11 protein-coding genes are annotated in these 15,438 nt (G+C 74.3%); 7 read left to right on the top strand and 4 right to left on the bottom strand.

The genetic code is table 11. The annotated features are described in order from the left end of the window. The first annotated feature begins 204 nt into the window (after window positions 1-204). The 6 genes from cbiE to ACYVLJ_RS37655 are packed head-to-tail and all read left to right on the top strand — an operon-like array spanning window position 205 to window position 7,589. Window positions 205-1,332 (top strand): precorrin-6y C5,15-methyltransferase (decarboxylating) subunit CbiE, encoded by a 1,128-nt coding sequence (cbiE, locus tag ACYVLJ_RS37680; protein ID WP_451986334.1) that lies wholly within the window; start codon window positions 205-207, stop codon window positions 1,330-1,332. Beyond that, window positions 1,329-2,090 carry a cobalt-precorrin-4/precorrin-4 C(11)-methyltransferase gene (gene cobM, locus ACYVLJ_RS37675; RefSeq protein ID WP_460442255.1) on the top strand — a complete coding sequence of 254 codons (762 nt, stop codon included), beginning with the start codon at window positions 1,329-1,331 and terminating at the stop codon, window positions 2,088-2,090. Before cbiE ends, cobM begins: the two co-directional genes overlap by 4 nt. Further along, complete coding sequence (locus tag ACYVLJ_RS37670) at window positions 2,087-3,103, top strand: Gfo/Idh/MocA family protein (protein ID WP_460442254.1); 1,017 nt, start codon at window positions 2,087-2,089, stop codon at window positions 3,101-3,103. The genes cobM and ACYVLJ_RS37670 overlap by 4 nt, the downstream gene beginning before the upstream one ends. Then, a complete protein-coding gene (locus ACYVLJ_RS37665) occupies window positions 3,100-3,819 on the top strand; it encodes a precorrin-6A/cobalt-precorrin-6A reductase (protein WP_460442253.1) in 720 nt (239 codons plus the stop codon). The genes ACYVLJ_RS37670 and ACYVLJ_RS37665 overlap by 4 nt, the downstream gene beginning before the upstream one ends. Next, window positions 3,816-4,475 (top strand): nitroreductase family protein, encoded by a 660-nt coding sequence (gene bluB / locus ACYVLJ_RS37660; protein WP_460442252.1) that lies wholly within the window; start codon window positions 3,816-3,818, stop codon window positions 4,473-4,475. The genes ACYVLJ_RS37665 and bluB overlap by 4 nt, the downstream gene beginning before the upstream one ends. An 18-nt stretch (window positions 4,476-4,493) precedes the next feature. Then, a complete protein-coding gene (locus ACYVLJ_RS37655) occupies window positions 4,494-7,589 on the top strand; it encodes an arabinosyltransferase domain-containing protein (protein ID WP_451986276.1) in 3,096 nt (1,031 codons plus the stop codon). Window positions 7,590-7,946: 357 nt separating this feature from the next. Here the strand turns inward: ACYVLJ_RS37655 and ACYVLJ_RS37650 are convergent, their stop codons facing one another. Further along, entirely contained in the window at window positions 7,947-11,591 is a 3,645-nt protein-coding gene (locus ACYVLJ_RS37650) for an nSTAND1 domain-containing NTPase (RefSeq protein ID WP_460442251.1), read from the bottom strand. A gap of 85 nt (window positions 11,592-11,676) precedes the next feature. Between ACYVLJ_RS37650 and ACYVLJ_RS37645 the strand changes: the two genes are divergently transcribed. After that, window positions 11,677-12,276: a LuxR C-terminal-related transcriptional regulator gene (locus tag ACYVLJ_RS37645; protein ID WP_460442250.1), complete on the top strand. Its 600-nt coding sequence runs from the start codon at window positions 11,677-11,679 to the stop codon at window positions 12,274-12,276. Here the strand turns inward: ACYVLJ_RS37645 and ACYVLJ_RS37640 are convergent. From ACYVLJ_RS37640 to ACYVLJ_RS37630, 3 genes are read right to left on the bottom strand one after another with little or no spacing between them, the layout of a single operon-like run. After that, window positions 12,270-13,757, bottom strand: coding sequence for a precorrin-2 C(20)-methyltransferase (locus tag ACYVLJ_RS37640; RefSeq protein WP_460442249.1), 1,488 nt, complete (start codon window positions 13,755-13,757; stop codon window positions 12,270-12,272). The genes ACYVLJ_RS37645 and ACYVLJ_RS37640 overlap by 7 nt on opposite strands. Next, window positions 13,754-14,377 carry a precorrin-8X methylmutase gene (locus tag ACYVLJ_RS37635; protein ID WP_451986268.1) on the bottom strand — a complete coding sequence of 208 codons (624 nt, stop codon included), beginning with the start codon at window positions 14,375-14,377 and terminating at the stop codon, window positions 13,754-13,756. The genes ACYVLJ_RS37640 and ACYVLJ_RS37635 overlap by 4 nt, the downstream gene beginning before the upstream one ends. Beyond that, window positions 14,374-15,438: a precorrin-3B synthase gene (locus tag ACYVLJ_RS37630; protein WP_460442248.1), complete on the bottom strand. Its 1,065-nt coding sequence runs from the start codon at window positions 15,436-15,438 to the stop codon at window positions 14,374-14,376. The genes ACYVLJ_RS37635 and ACYVLJ_RS37630 overlap by 4 nt, the downstream gene beginning before the upstream one ends.

Below are 15,438 nucleotides of genomic sequence, written 5' to 3'. Positions count from 1 at the left end.
CTCCTCCAGCTCGGCGACCGGCCGATCATCGCACAGCGCCCGGCTCGCTTAGGGTGGGAAATCGTGCGCGAAAAATCACGTCGAGCGGCAACGGATTCCGCGGTGCCCGACGGGACCGCCCGCCTGGCCGGCGGGGGGTCCGGGGGCTCGTCCCCGGCGCGGGGTCCGGGGGCTCGGCCCCGGGGAAACGCAGCACGGTTGACGGTGGTCGGGATCGGGGCGGACGGGTGGTCCGGGCTGTCGGAGCAGGCCCAGGCCCTGGTGCTCGGCGCCGACGTCGTGATCGGCGCGCCGCGGCAGCTCGCGTACCTGCCGGCCGAGGTCGAGCGCGAGCCGTGGCCGTCGCCGTTGCTGCCGGGGCTGGACGCGCTCATCGCGTCGCACGAAGGGGCGCGGATCTGCGTCCTGGCCAGTGGAGACCCGTTCCTGTCCGGGGTCGGCACCACGCTCGTGGCCCACGGGTACGAAGTCGAGGCGCTGCCGGCGCTCTCGTCGGTGACGCTGGCCCGGGCCCGGCTGGGCTGGTCGGCCGAGGAGACCGAGGTGGTGACGATCGTCGGCCGGTCGTCGGCCCGCGTCGCGCGGGTGCTGGCGCCGGGGCGGCGGGTGCTCGTGCTCGGTGCCGACGCGGCGGCGTTGCGCTCCCTGCTGACCGTGCGGGGGTACGGCGAAACAGAGCTGTTCGCGCTGGAAAACCTGGGCGGGCCGGAGGAACGCATCTCCGACGGCTGGTCCGGCGAACCCGGCCCGCTGACGGTGTTCGCGCTGCGCTGCGCGGGTCCGGCGCTGCCGCTGATCGGCATCCCGGACGACGTCTACTCCCACGACGGCCAGCTGACCAAGCGCGACCTGCGGGTGTCGGCATTGGCCCGGCTCGCGCCGAGCCCCGGCGAGCTGCTGTGGGACGTCGGCGCGGGGGCGGGCAGCGTCGGCATCGAGTGGTCGCGCCTGCACGGGCTGAACCGCGCGATCGCGATCGAGCGCGACCCGGAACGGGCTTCGCGAGTGGGCCGCAACGCGCTGGACCTGGGGGTCCCGGAGCTGGAGGTGGTGACGGGCGAGGCCCCGGACGCCCTGAGCACCTTGCCGGCACCGGACGCGGTCTTCATCGGCGGCGGGCTTACGGTGCCGGGGGTGCTGGACGCCTGCCTGGCCACGGGCGCGCGGCTGGTGGCGCACGGAGTGACGGTGGAGGCGGAACAGATGTTGACACGCGCGTACGCGGAGCACGGCGGCGAGCTGGTCCGGATCGGCGTCGAGCGCGCGGGCCCGCTGGGCGGCTTCACCGGCTGGACGCCGGCCCGGGTCGTCACGCAGTGGAGCAACCGATGACCGTGCACTTCGTCGGCGCCGGCCCCGGCGCCGCGGACCTCATCACCGTCCGCGGCCGGGATCTGCTGGCCCGCTGCGGCGTCTGCCTCTACCCCGGCAGCATGACGCCACCCGATCTGCTCGCCTACTGCCCACCCGGAACCACCCTGGTCGACACCGCGAACCTGAGCCTCGAACAGATCGTCGCGAAATTGGTCGAGGGACACGAAAACGGACACGACGTCGTCCGGCTCTGCTCGGGTGACGCGTCGCTCTACAGCGCCGTCGCCGAGCAGATGCGACGGCTGGACGCCCGGAACGTGCCCTACGAGGTCGTGCCCGGTGTGCCCGCCTTCGCCGCGTCGGCCGCCGCGCTGAAACGGGAGCTCACGGTGCCCGAAATCGGGCAGAGCCTGGTGATCACCCGCGTCCAGGCGCGGTCCACCAAGATGCCCGAGAGCGAAACCCTCGCCGCCTTCGCCGCCACGCAGGCCACCCTCGCGCTGCACCTGGCCATCAACCACGTCGAGCGCGTCGCCGGGGAACTCGTCCCGCACTACGGCGAAGACTGCCCGGTCGCCGTCGTCGCGCTCGCGTCCCAGCCCGGGGAGACCGTCGTGCGCGGGGTGCTCGGCGAGCTGCCCCGGCTGGTCCGCGCCGCCGGGATGACCCGCGCCGCCACGATCTTCGTCGGCCGGGTGCTCGCCGCCACGAACTTCCCCGACAGCTTCCTCTATTCGAGTGCCCGCGACCGGGCGGACCAACCGGAGTCGTTGTGACGGAACTGCGCTGGGGCCTGCTGGCCGCCGGGACCATCGCCGCCCACTTCGCCGCGGGGGTCGACGAGAGCAAGCACGGCACGCTCACCGCCGTCGCGGCCCGGAACGCCGACCGGGCGCGCGACTTCGCCACGCGCTTCGAAATCCCGAAGGCCTACGGTCGCTACGAAGACCTCCTCGCCGACCCGGACGTCGACGCCGTCTACGTCTCGACGCCGCACGCGTTGCACAAGGAGTGGGCGATCGCCGCGGCCGAAGCCGGCAAGCACGTCCTGTGCGAGAAACCGCTGACGGTCACCGCGGCCGACGCCGAAGAGGTGATCACCGCCGCGCGCAAGAACGACGTCTTCCTGATGGAGGCGTTCATGTACCGCCTGCACCCGCAGACGCGGCGGCTGGCCGAGCTGATCGCGAGCGGTGCCATCGGCGAAGTCCGCGCGGTCGACACGACGTTCTCCTTCGACGACGCACCCGAGGAGACCGCCCGCCTCGGCGACCGCGCGCTCGGCGGCGGCGGGATCCTCGACGTCGGCTGCTACTGCACGTCGCTGGCCCGCCTGGTCGCCCAGGCCGCGACCGGGCGGGACGTCGTCGAGCCCACCGAGGTCAGCGGGATGGCCCACCTGTCCGCGGACGGCGTCGACGAGTACGCCACCGGCCTGCTCCGGCTGCCCGGCGACATCCTCGCGACGATCTCGTGCGGCATCCGGCTCGCCCGCGAAGACGGCATCCGCGTGTTCGGCACCCGCGGGCAGCTCCACGTGCCGCAGCCCGCGTGGATCCACCCGCTGCGGAAGCCGGGTGTCTCCCGGATCGTCCTGACGCCGGCCCACGGCGAGCCGGAAGTCATCGAAGTCGAAGCGACCCAGGGTGTCTTCGCGCGCGAAGCGGACCACGTCGCCGCGCACGTCGACGAACGCCAGGCCCCCGAGCTGACCTGGGCCGAGACGCTGGCCAACATGCGCACCCTCGACCGGTGGCGCGAGGCCGTCGGCTACGGACGTCCTTCGTGATCCTCGTCCTCGGCGGCACCGGCGAAGCACGCGAACTCGCCGAAGCACTCACAATGCGCGAAGTGCGCGTTGTGTCTTCGCTGGCCGGACGCGTCGCGCGGCCTCGGCTCCCAGCCGGCGAAGTGCGCGTAGGCGGCTTCGGCGGCTCAGACGGCCTCGCGACGTGGCTGCGCGAGAACGGCGTGAAGGCCGTCGTCGACGCGACGCACCCCTTCGCCGAGCGAATCGGCGCGAACGCCGCGAAAGCGGCCGAACTCACCGGAATCCCCTTGCTGCGGCTGGCCCGGCCGGGGTGGGAGCCGGGCGAAAAGGACGTCTGGCACTGGGCCGACCACCTCGAAGACGCCGCGAAAAAGCTCCCCGGACTGGGCAGCCGCGTCTTCCTCACCAGCGGCCGCCAGGGCTTGCCCGCCTTCGCCCACCTCGAGGACCTGTGGTTCCTGATCCGCTGCGTCGACCCGCCGGAGCCGCCGCTGCCCCGCCACCACGAGCTGATCCTCGACCGCGGCCCGTACGACCTCGCTGCCGAGCGCGAGCTGCTCGAGCGCGTCGACGTCCTGGTCACCAAGGACTCCGGCGGCACCCTGACCAGCGCGAAGCTGACCGCGGCCCGCGAGCTCGGCAAGCCCGTCCTGCTGATCCGAAGGCCGCCGCGCCCGGAAACCGAAACCGCCGAAACCGTGCCCGAAGCCGTCGAATGGGTCCTGAACCGATGATCGAAGAGTTTTACGAAGTCCTGCGCAAACGCCGCGACGTCCGCGGCGAGTTCACCGGCGAGCCGATCCCCGAGGCGACGCTCATGCGCGTTCTCGAGGCCGCGCACGCCGCGCCGAGCGTCGGGCTGACCCAGCCCTGGGACTTCGTCCTGGTCGACGACCAGGCCACGCGCGAGAGCTTCGCGAAGCACGTCCACGAGGAGCGAGACGTCTTCGCCGAGCAGCTCGCCGAAGACCGCGCAAGCACCTTCGCGAACATCAAGATCGAAGGCATCCTCGAAGCGAGCCTCGGCATCGTCGTCACCTACGACCCTTCGCGCGGCGCGCCCGACGTCCTCGGCCGGCACGCCATCGCCGACGCCGGGCTCTACTCGGTCTGCCTCGCGATCCAGAACCTCTGGCTGGCCGCGACCGCGGAAGGCCTCGGCGTCGGCTGGGTCAGCTTCTACCGCGAAGCGTTTCTCGGCGAACTGCTCGCCATCCCCGACGGCATCCGCCCGGTCGCGTGGCTGTGCGTCGGACCGGTGAGCCGGCTCGAGACCGTGCCCGACCTGGAGCGCCACGGCTGGCGCAGCCGCCGTCCCCTGACCGCGGCGTTACACCACGGCCGCTTCACCCCGCGTGATCCGGGGGTTGCGTCAGCCGCCGGTGTATGACCCGTTAGCGTTGCGCCGATGCGTCTGATTGCCGTAGCGCTGGGGCTGCTCTCGGCCTTGTGCGCGCTGGCTTTCCCCTTCCTGCCGGTGGTGCAGGACACGGCGGAGGTCGTCTGGCCGACCGGCAGCGACACCCGCTCCGTCAACGCGCCCTTGACCGGGTACTGGGCCCAGGACCTGCGCGCCGAGCTGCCGTGCGCGGCCATCCGCTCGGTCGACGCCCGCACCAGCGGCCCCGGCCTGCTGTTCGCCACCGTGCCGGACGGCCGCACCGACCCCAAGGCCGGCAACGGCGCCGGCATGCAGCTGCGCGTCGACAACGGGGTCCTGATGGCCTCGAGCCAGGGCCAGCAGATCGCCCAGCAGCCGCTGCCCGCCGAGAAGTGCGACGTCGAGCTGGACGTCGACGCGACGCAGATGACCATCGCCGTGGCCGGGACGCCGGTGTTCCACGCCAACGGCGACGTCCGGCCCCGCGTGGTCGGCATCTACTCCTCGATCAACTCGAGCAAGGACCCGATCGCCGGCCTGCACGTCTCGGTCGTGCCGGACACGCGCTACCAGACGTCGCCGACGGCCCTGAAGGTCGCGGTCGGCGTGCTCGCCGTGCTGTCGCTGATCGGCTGCCTGATCGCGGTCTGGCGCCGCGACTCCGGCTTCGCGAGACGAGCGCCGCGCTGGGCGCCGGTCGGCTGGTGGCGGCTGACGCTGCGGGACACCACGGTGATCGCCGCGCTCGGCGCGTGGGTCTTCATCGGGCCGGTGACCTCGGACGACGGCTACATCCTCACGATGGCCAGGGTCACCGAGCAGACCGGGTTCCTGACGAACTACCACCGCTGGTTCGGCGTCGCCGAGGCGCCGTTCGGCTGGTTCTACCACGTCTACGAGCTGATGGCGCACGTCAGCGTGGTGCCGCCGTGGATCCGGCTGCCGTCGTTCCTGCTCGGCGTGCTCAGCTGGCTGCTGATCAGCCGCGAGGTGATGCCGCGTCTCGGCACCCAGATCCGCACCAGCCGCCCGGCCAGCTGGGCCGCGGCGACGGTGTTCCTGATCTGGTGGATGCCCTACAACAACGGCGTCCGGCCGGAGCCGGTCGCCGCGCTCGGCTCGCTGCTGGCGATCTGCGCGGTCGAACGCGCGCTCGTCACGCGGCGGCTGCTCCCGCTGTGCCTGGGCCTGACCGCCGCCGGGTTCACCCTGGCCGCGACCCCGACCGGGCTGATCGCGGTGGCGCCGTTCCTGGTCGCCGCGCGCCCGCTGTTCAAGCTCGTGCGCCAGCGCGCGAACGAGAGCGGCTGGCTGCCGGTGCTCGCGCCGGTCGCCGCGGCCGGGCTGCTGGTGCTGATCGCCGTGTTCGCCGACCAGACGTTCGCGACCGTCCAGGAAGCGACCCGGATCCGGACGCAGGTGGGCCCGAACCTGTCGTGGTTCCAGGAGCTCGCGCGCTACCAGCTGCTGTTCGCGGACCTGCCGGACGGCTCGGCACCGCGTCGCTTCCCGGTGCTGCTGGTCGGGCTGTGCACGGCCACCTGCCTGGTGATGCTGCTGCGCCGCGGCCGCATCCCCGGTGCGTCGCTCGGCCCGGCCCGCCGCCTGATCGGCACGACGGCGCTGTTCTTCCTGCTCCTGGCCCTGACGCCGACGAAGTGGACGCACCACTTCGGCGCGTTCGCCGCGGTCGGCGCGTCGATGGCGGCGCTCACCGCGCTCGCGACCAGCTCGACGGTGCTGCGGTCCAAACGCAACCGCGCGGCGTTCCTCGCCGGGCTGCTGGTGGTCGCCGCGCTGGCCGCGACCGGGCCGAACACCTACTGGTTCGTCTCGCGCCTCGGCGTCCAGTGGACGAACGTGGCGCCGTCGATCGGCGGCATCCCGCTGTCGACGATCCTGCTGGTCGCGGCCGCGATCGCGGGGATCTACGCGTTCGTCGAGAACGTCCGCGCCCACCGGCCGGGCGCGCCCGCGCCGGTGCAGGAGGGCAGGCTGCGCGCGCTGCGGCTCGGGTCACTGTCGCTGGTGGTGGTCTGCGGTCTGGTGGCGGCGGGCGAGTTCGTCACGATGGCGTGGGCGATCCACAACCAGGCGGGCAGCTACAGCCTGGGCGCGGCGAACATCGGGCACCTGTTCGGCAAGAGCTGCAACCTGTCGGACCACGTGATGGTCGAGCGCGACGCGGCGACGAGCATCCTGCACGCGCAGTCCGAGCAGCGCACGGTCGCGGAGAAGCCCAAACCGCCGGAGAACTCGCCGCTCCCGAACCCCGACCAGGACAACGGCCGCGTCCAGACGGGGTTCCACACCCACGCGGTCGACGACAAGGACCCGCTGGCCGAGCCACCGCACGGGTTCACGCCGGAGACGGTGCCGATGTGGTCGAGCTACCTCGACCCGGAGACGCGCGCGGGCCGCCTGCGCAGCGACTGGTACGCGCTGACGGAGAAGCCGGCGGACGGCCAGATCGTGGTGGCGACGGCGGGCGCGCCCCGCCGCCCGACGTCGGTGAGCCTCGACTACGGCGTCAACACCTCCGAGGGCGTGAAGATCCTCCGCAGCCAGTTCATGCTCCCGCCGGGCTCGGGCACGGGCAGCTGGAACGACACCCGCATCAACTTGCGCGACCTCCCGCCGGAGACGAACGCGGTCCGCATCAACATCGTCGACAACGACCTCACGGAGGACGGCTGGATCGCGGCATCGGCGCCGCGCGTCCCGACGTTCACGACGCTGACGGACCGCATCGGCTCGAAGCCGGTGTACGTCGACTGGCCGGCATCGTTCGTGTACCCGTGCGTCCAGCCGGTGACGTCCCACGACGGGATCTCGCAGGTGCCCGACTACCGGATCACCGCGGGCGGCTTGGCGGACGAGGCGGACTGGGCGTCTTCGACGAACGGCGGGCCGAACGGCTGGCTCGAGGAGCTGGCCGACGAGCCCGAGGTGCCGAGCTACCTGATCGGCCAGCCGAGTCAGTCGTGGGGCCAGTTGCTGCAGATCGAGCCGTTCACGGAAGGCATCGCGCCGACGGTGGTGCACGGGGAGAAGACCGTCCCGGGGTGGTGGTCCCCCGGTCCGGGACCGAGCCAGCCCAACGGCAAGGACCCCACGCGCTGATCAGGCTTTCGTCCACGCCGGACGGCGGCCCGGCCCAGGTTGGCTGCGCTGACCGAACCGGGCCGCGCCGTCGCCACCGCCGGCGCGCAGCCCTCCGCCGCGCCGAGACGGCGTCGCAGCGGTTCCGGTTGCGCGCCGCGGCCGCGAAACGCGGGCGGCGGCGATCGGCGTCGACCCGAACGCACCGGAAACCGCCGGACCGCCGGGCCGGGTAACCCAAAGCCGGGTCGGTCGCGAGCACCGCCGACAACCCCGCCTGCTCCCACACCCGGAACGCCCCGGCACGCCCGCCGCGACAGCCGCGTCGCAGGCCAGCTCCATCCGGCCGCTCCGCGCGGCGGACCTCCGGCGGCAGCGCTACCCGCACGGCGGCTCGTAGCTCAGCTCCGGGAAGTACCGCGCCCACTCCTCCGCCGTGATCTTCGGCGCCGCCACCCGGCAGATCGCCGCCGCGGCGAGGTCCGGGTCCGTCTCCCACAGCTGGCCGCCCGCGAGGACCACCGTGTGGCCGTCCGGGCTCAGCACCGCACCACCCGTGATGCCCGGTTCCAGCTCGGCGATCTGGGCCGGGTGGTCCGGGTCGGTCACGTCCCACAGCCGGGCCGTGCGGTCGGAGCCCGTCGTGACCATCCGGGTGCCCGCCGGGGCGTACGCGACCGTGCCGAGCTCGTCCGTGTGCCCCGTCAGCGGGGCCAGGGGCGTCCGGTCGGCGACGGTCCAGCGGTGCACCGTCCGGTCGGAGCTGCCCGCCACCAGCACGCGCCCGTCCGGCCGGAACGCGACCGTGCCGGCCGCCCCCGAACCGACGTCCAACGTCGCGACGCGCGACGGCCCGCCCAAGTCCCACAGGAACACCGCCGACGGCTGCGACTTCTGGCTGTACGCCAAGGTCCGGCCGTCCGGCGAGAACGCGGCCGACCACACCGTCCCGGCGTACGGGCTCGGCAGCGTGACCGGTGCCGCGAACCGGCGCGGGTCGTGCACGTCCCACAGCGCCAGCGGCCCGTTGTCGTAGCCCGTCGCCAGCCGGCGGCCGTCCGGGCTGAACGCCAGCGAGTACGTCTTCGGCGCGTCCGCCGAAGCGACCTGCCGCGGGTGCGCGGGATCCGAGACGTCCCACCGGGTCAGCAGGCCGCGCGCCACCGCCGTCGACGCCCCGGTGAGCACGGCGACGACGACCGTGCGGCCGTCCGGGCTGAGCACCGCCGCCGTGACCGGGCCCGGCAGGCCGCTGATCCGGCCGGTCAGGCGCGGCGCCCGCGGCTCGGCGAAGGACCACAGCTGGAGGTCGTCGGGTCCCGAGGCGGCGAGGACGCGCCCGTCCGGGGAGAAGCCGACCGGCGTCGAGACGCGGCTCAGCTCCACCGCCGAAACGTCGTAGAGCCGGACGGTCTGGTCGGCGGCCGCGCTGACCAGGGTCCGCCCGTCGGGCGTGTAGCCGACCCAGACGGCGGAGTTCGTGTGCCCGGCGAGCTGCGTCAGCTGCTTGCCGGTGGCGACGTCCCAGACGCGCAGCAGCTGGTCGTCGCCGACCGTCGCGAGCGTCCGGCCGTCGGGGCTGAACGCCGCCATCCAGGCGATCCCGTTGTCCGGCAGGTCCCGCAGCGGCCGGGGCGCGCGCGGGTCCGCGACGTCCCACAGGCGCGTCCGGCCGTCCCAGCCGGTCGTGGCCAGGGTCCGCCCGTCGGGGCCGAACGCGTCCAGGTTCACCAGGTCCGTGTGGCTGGTGAACGTCGAGAGCCAGGCCGGGTGCGCCGGGTCGCGGACGTCCCACAGCTGCGTGGTCCGGTCGTTGCTCACGGCCAGCGTGGTGCTGTCCGGGCCGAGCACGGCCTTCTCGTACTGCTCCGGCCCGGAGCCCGAGAGCATGGCCAGCTGCTTCGGGGCGTCCAGGTCGGAGATGTCGGTGAGCCGGGTCGTGTCGTCGCGGCCCGCCGTCACGAGCGTGCGGCCGTCGCGGCTGATCTGCGCGTTGTAGACGGTGTCGGTGTGCCCGCGCGCCAAGCCGCGCGATGCCGGGTGCCGCGGGTCGCGCAGGTCCCAGAGCCGGAACGCGTGGTCGCCGGTCGCGGTCGCGAGGATCCGGCCGTCCGCGCTGAGCGCCACGGGGTAGTGCGGCTTCCCGGCCTCCGGCAGGGTCGCCAGCAGCACCGGGTGCCGTGGGTCGGTGATGTCCTGGACCTGGACGACCCGGGTGGCGCCGGCGACGACCATCAGGTGCCCGGCGAGGGCGACGGAGCTGTCGTGGCCCAGCGACTCGGGGAGGCCGACCCGGGTGGCGAACGGGGTGGCCAGCGAGCCCAGCACGCCGTCGCGCGTCTCCGGGAGCGGCGCCAGCCGGTACGCGGCCAGGCTGAGCTGTGCCGACAGCGCCGGGTTGGTCTGCCGCAGGTCGGCGGCGTCCCCGACGGCCTTGCGCGCCAGCGCGACGTTCCGCTGGTCGGTCGCCGTCCGGGACGCGTCGATCGCGAAGCCGGTCGCGACGCCCGCGAGGACCAGCAGCACGCCCAGCAACGCCGCGAGCTGCCGCAGCCGCCGCGTGCGCCGCCGGACCGCGTCGGCCTCGGCCGTCGCCTGCGCGCGGCCCGCCTCGAGGAACGCCCGCTCACGGCCGGTGAGCGCGCCCGGCGAGCGGGCCGCCCACTCCGTCGCGAGGCCGAGGCGGGTGCCGCGGTAGAGGCTGCCCGCGTCGCGGTCGAGGGACTCCCAGAGGTCGGTGGCCTCGGCGAGCTGCCGGTGCAGGCGGTGGCCTTCGCGGTCCTCGGCCAGCCAGTCCTGCAGCCGGGGCCAGCTGCGGATCAGGGCTTCGTGGGCGATCTCCGCGCCGTCGCGGTCCAGGGCGAGCAGGCGCGCGGCGGCCAGGCGTTCGAGGACTTCGGCCGTCGCCGGGTCGTCGTCGAGCTCGCGCCGGCGCAGCCGCCGTTTCGTGTCTTCGGTGCCGTCGCCGAGCGCGGTGAGCCGGAGGAAGATCTGCCGCACCTTCGCCTGCTGCTCCGGTTCGAGCTCGCCGTAGACGGTCTCGGCGGTGTGCGCGATCGCGTTCCGGATCCCGCCCGCGGCCTCGTACGCGGCGAGCGTGAGCGTGATGCCCTGACGCCGCCGCCAGGTCTCCAGCAGCGCGTGCGACACCAGCGGCAGCACCGCGGGCCGGCCGGCCGCGTCCGCCACCAGCGTCGTGACCAGCGCGGACTCGACCTGGCACCCGTGCCGGACGGCCGGCTCGACGATCGCGGTCCGCAGTTCGTCCGCGGTCATCGGCCCGACGAGCACCTGGGCGTCCCGCAGCGCGTCGACGAGCTCGGCGTGCCGGCCGCAGTGCCCGTAGAAGTCGGCGCGGACGCCGAGGACGACCTGGCTGCCGTGCTCGTCGGCGGCCCGGTCCAGCAGCGCGCCGACGAACGCGGCGCGCTCGGCGTCGTCGTGGCAGAGGGTGAAGACCTCCTCGAACTGGTCGACGATCAGCAGCTGCCCGGTCCCGTCCAGGCGAGCGCTCATCGGGTGCTCACCCGGGGTGCGGACGGTCACCGCGCGCTCGGCGGCCAGCCCGGCGCGCAGCAGCGACGACTTCCCGGAGCCCGACGCGCCGAACACGCCGACGAACCGGCGTTCGCGCAGCTTCGCGGTCAGCTCGCCGATCAGCTTCTCGCGCCCGAAGAACCGGGCGGCGTCGGACCGCTGGAACGCGGCGAGCCCGAGGTAGGGCGTCTCGGCTTCCGGGCCGGGCGTGCGGCCGGCCGCGAGGCCCGCGGCGACCTCCCGCCAGCGCGCTTCCCACTGCTCGACGTCGCCGCCGCACGCGCTGACGTACGCCGTGGTGAGGGCGAGGCCGGGCAGCTTGCGGCCGCCGGCGGCCTCCGACAGCGCGGCCGCCGAATACCCGGCGTCCGCGGCGAGCGTGCGGTAGGTCGGCCCGCCCGCCTCCTCCCGCAGCCGCCGCAGGCCGGCGGCGAACTCGACGACGACGTCGTCCCCCGGCCCGAGCGGCCGTTCACGTCCCGGCACCCCTGCCCCCGTTCGTGTCACGGTCATTGTTCACCGGAAAGGCCCCGACACTGGACAGGTTTTCTGCGCTAGACACGTCGGTGTGATGACGCGCAGCCTGGGGAAACTGCTCAAGGTCGTCGCCGCCGGCGTACCGGTGGCGCCCACGCCGGGGATCGAGGTGATCGGCTCGGTGCCGCCCGAGCCCGGCGCGGTCGTGCGGGCGCTGGCCGCCACCCGGCCGGACGTCCTGCTGCTGCGGCCCGCGGACCGCGCCGGGCTGGCGGTCATCCCGCGGGCGTGTGTCCCGGTGCTGGTGCTGACGGCGCCGGGCGCGGGCGAGCTGGTGGTCGCGGCGATGCGGGCGGGTGCCCGGGGGCTGCTGCACGACGGCGTCGACCCGGCCGACCTCGCCCGGGCGATCCGGGTGGTGGCGGGCGGCGCGGCGGTGTTCGGCGAGGACGCGGCCGACCGGCTGTACGCCCGGCTGACCGGCCCGGCGGCGGCCCTGCCCGTGCTGACGGGCCGCGAGCGCGAGGTGCTCGCGCTGCTGGCCGACGACCTGGGCAACCTGGCCATCGCGGCGCGGCTGAACCTCGCCCCGAAGACCGTCCGCAACGTCGTGAGCGGGATCCTCGCGAAGTTCGGCACCGCCGACCGGGCCGCCCTGGTCACCCGGGCGCGGGACGCCGGGCTCGGTCAGTAGCTGCGCGGGGTCCAGACGACGCCGTGCTCGTTCCGGGTCTTCGACGAGCCCACGATCAGCAGGCACCGCATGTCCACAGTGGACGGATCGAGTTCGCCGAGGGTCGTGGTCCGGACGTCCTCCTCCGGGCCGCCGACGTCGCGCGCCACCACCACCGGTGTCGACGGCTCGCGGTGCCGCAGGAGCACGTCACGCGCCGAAGCGAGCTGAGTCGTCCGCGACCGCGAAGCCGGGTTGTACAGCGCCAGCACCAGGTCCGCCGCGCCCGCCGCGTCGAGGCGCTTCTCGATGATCTCCCACGGCTTGAGCCGGTCCGACAGGGAAAGCACGCAGTAGTCGTGCCCGAGCGGCGCGCCGACCCGCGAGGCCGCCGCCTGCGCGGCCGTCACGCCCGGGACGACCCGGACCCGCACCCCGGCGCCGTGGCCCGCGGAGACCTGCTCCAGCACCGCCGACGCCATCGCGAACACCCCGGGATCGCCCGAGGACACGACCGCCACCCGGGAGCCGTCGGCGGCCAGGGCGAGTGCTTCGCGGGCCCGGTCCGCCTCGACGCGGTTGCCGGACGCGTGCCGCTGCTGCCCGGCCCGCTGCGGCACGCGCGCGACGTACGGCCCGTACCCGACGACGTGCTCGGCGGCCGAAAGCTCCGCCGCGGCTTCCGGCGTCAGCCACTCCGGGCCGGCCGGGCCGAGGCCGACGACGACGACCTCGCCGCCCGAAGCGGGCTCAGCCGGTTTCGCGGCGGGCGAGACCCGCGACGCGTAGGCCGGGCTCGGCAGCAAGGCGAGGGAGAAGTACGGCACCGACGCGGGATCCACGTCGGCCAGCGGCTCGATCCGCTGCTGCCCCCAGGTCGCGCGTTCGACGTAGACGGCGTCGTCGAGCTTCCCGGCCTCTTCCAGGGCCTCCCGCACCGAGCCGAACGTGCGGCCCAGCTTCAGCACGGCGGCCGCGTCGGTGTCCGCGAGCCGCCGGGCCAGTTCGGGCGCCGGGAGCGTGCCCGGCAGCACGGTCAGGACCTCGTCGCGCTGGACCAGCGGCCGCCCGAGGACCGACGACGCCGCGCTCACCGACGTCACGCCCGGCACGACGACCGCCTCGAACCGGCCGGAAAGCCGTTCGTGCATGTACATGTACGAGCCGTAGAAGAACGGGTCGCCCTCGCAGAGCAGGACGACGTCACGGCCCGCGTCGAGGTGCTCCGCGAGCCGCTTCGCGCTCAGCTCGTAGAAGTCGGCGATCGCGCCCTCGTACCCGCCGGGGTGGTCGGTCGTCTCGGTCGTGACCGGGTAGACGAGCTTTTCCTCGATCTGCCCCTCGCGCAGGTACGGCTCCGCGACCGACCGCGCGATGCTCCGCCCGTGCCGCGCGCAGTGGTACGCGATCACCTGCGCCTCGGCGATCAGCCGGGCCGCCTTGACCGTCATCAGTTCCGGGTCGCCGGGGCCGAGCCCGACGCCGTAGAGCGTGCCCGTCATTCTTCGGCGCTCGCGAGGGCGTTGATCGCGGCGACGGCCATCGCGCTGCCGCCGCGACGTCCGTGGACGACCAGGTAGGGCGCGGGAGCCCGCTTCGCGAGCTCCACTTTGGACTCGACCGCGCCGACGAACCCGACCGGCACCCCGATGATCGCCGCGGGCGCGCCGACGCCTTCCTCGAGCAGTTCCAGCAGCCGGAACAGCGCGGTCGGCGCGTTGCCGATCGCGACGACCGACCCGGGCAGCTTGTCGCGCCACAGCTCCAGCGCGGCCGCGGACCGCGTGGTGCCCCGCCGCTCGGCCAGCCCCGGCACGCTCGGGTCCGAAAGCGTGCAGACGACGTCGTTGCCCGCGGGCAGGCGGCGGCGCGTGACGCCGCTGGCGATCATCTGCGCGTCGCACAGGATCGGCGCGCCGGCTTCCAGCGCGGCCCGGCCCGCTTCGACGACGTCGAGCGTGTAGCGCAGGTCGTCGACCAGATCGACCATGCCGCAGGCGTGGATCATCCGGACCGCCAGGCCCGCCACGTCGTCGGGCAGGATCGCCAGGTCCGCCTCCTCGCGGATCGTGGCGAACGAGTGCCGGTAGATCTCGGCACCGTCCCGCAGGTAGTCGATCACAGGTTCCCTTCCATCTCGTCGAACGGCACCCAGCGGCCGTCGACCCGGTAGCCGCCAGCTTCGGCGACGACGTCCACATGGGACTGCGACGGCTTCCCGCACCGCCGCGCACAGCCGGAGAAGTGCGCGCGCAGGCCGGGCCGGAAGACGGCGTCGGCCCGGACGTCGGCCAGTGCCTTCGCGCAGCCGGGGCGGCCGACGCACGCGCTCGTGCCGAGTGGTTCGCCGCCGAACCCCAGCCGGGCGACGACGTCGGCGAGCGCCTCCGGGAGCACGACCGACTTCCACGGCGTGACCAGCGCGGGCCCGAAGCCCGCGAGGGCCCGGGCCTGTCCGGCGGTCAGCTGCCCGAAGCGGGGCACGACACCGGCCGCGACCCCGGCGATCATCCCGACGGGCACCGAGACGTCGCCACGCGGCACCGGCGTCCCCCGCCAGGCCGGATCGTCGAGTTCGGCGACGCGCCACGCGGACCCGCGCACGCGGAGGAACTCCAGCGCGACGTCGATCAGCGCTTCGACGGCGTCGGCCCGCGCGATCCGGCGTCCGGTGTCGCCGCCCGCGAGCAGCAGGGTCCCCTCGGCGGGGCCGGTCGCCTGCCAGCAGATGTCGGGTCCCTCGGCGGCGACGTCGCCGCGGCCGTCGTCGAAGGCGACGAGGAACCGGCCGGGCAGCTCCGCGAGGTCCGGCGTCGCGCACAGGACGGCGTCGAAGTCGCGGGCCAGGCCGCGGACGTCGGCGAGCCCGCCGGTCAGCCCGCTCAGCGGCGAGGCCAGGACGTTCCGGACCCGCTCGTGCGACGGCGAAGGCAGCAGGCCGGCGTCGGTCAGCCGCGCGGCGAGGCCGGGCCGGGTGACGCCGCGCAGCTGGACGTTGCCGCGCGAGGTGAGGTGGAGGTCGCCGTCGCCGCACGCCTCGGCGGCGTCGGCCAGCGCGCGCAGCTGCGCCGCGGAAACCGCACCGCCGGGCAGGCGCACGCGGGCCAAGGGCCCGTCGGCGGCGTCGTGGGGTGCGAAAACACCCGGGCACGCGTCGGCTCGCACACGTGCTGGGGTCGGCAT

Source organism: Amycolatopsis stemonae (assembly GCF_054781455.1).
The sequence above is the reverse complement of the archived record's forward strand: the minus strand, read 5'-3'. Positions and strand labels throughout refer to the sequence as shown.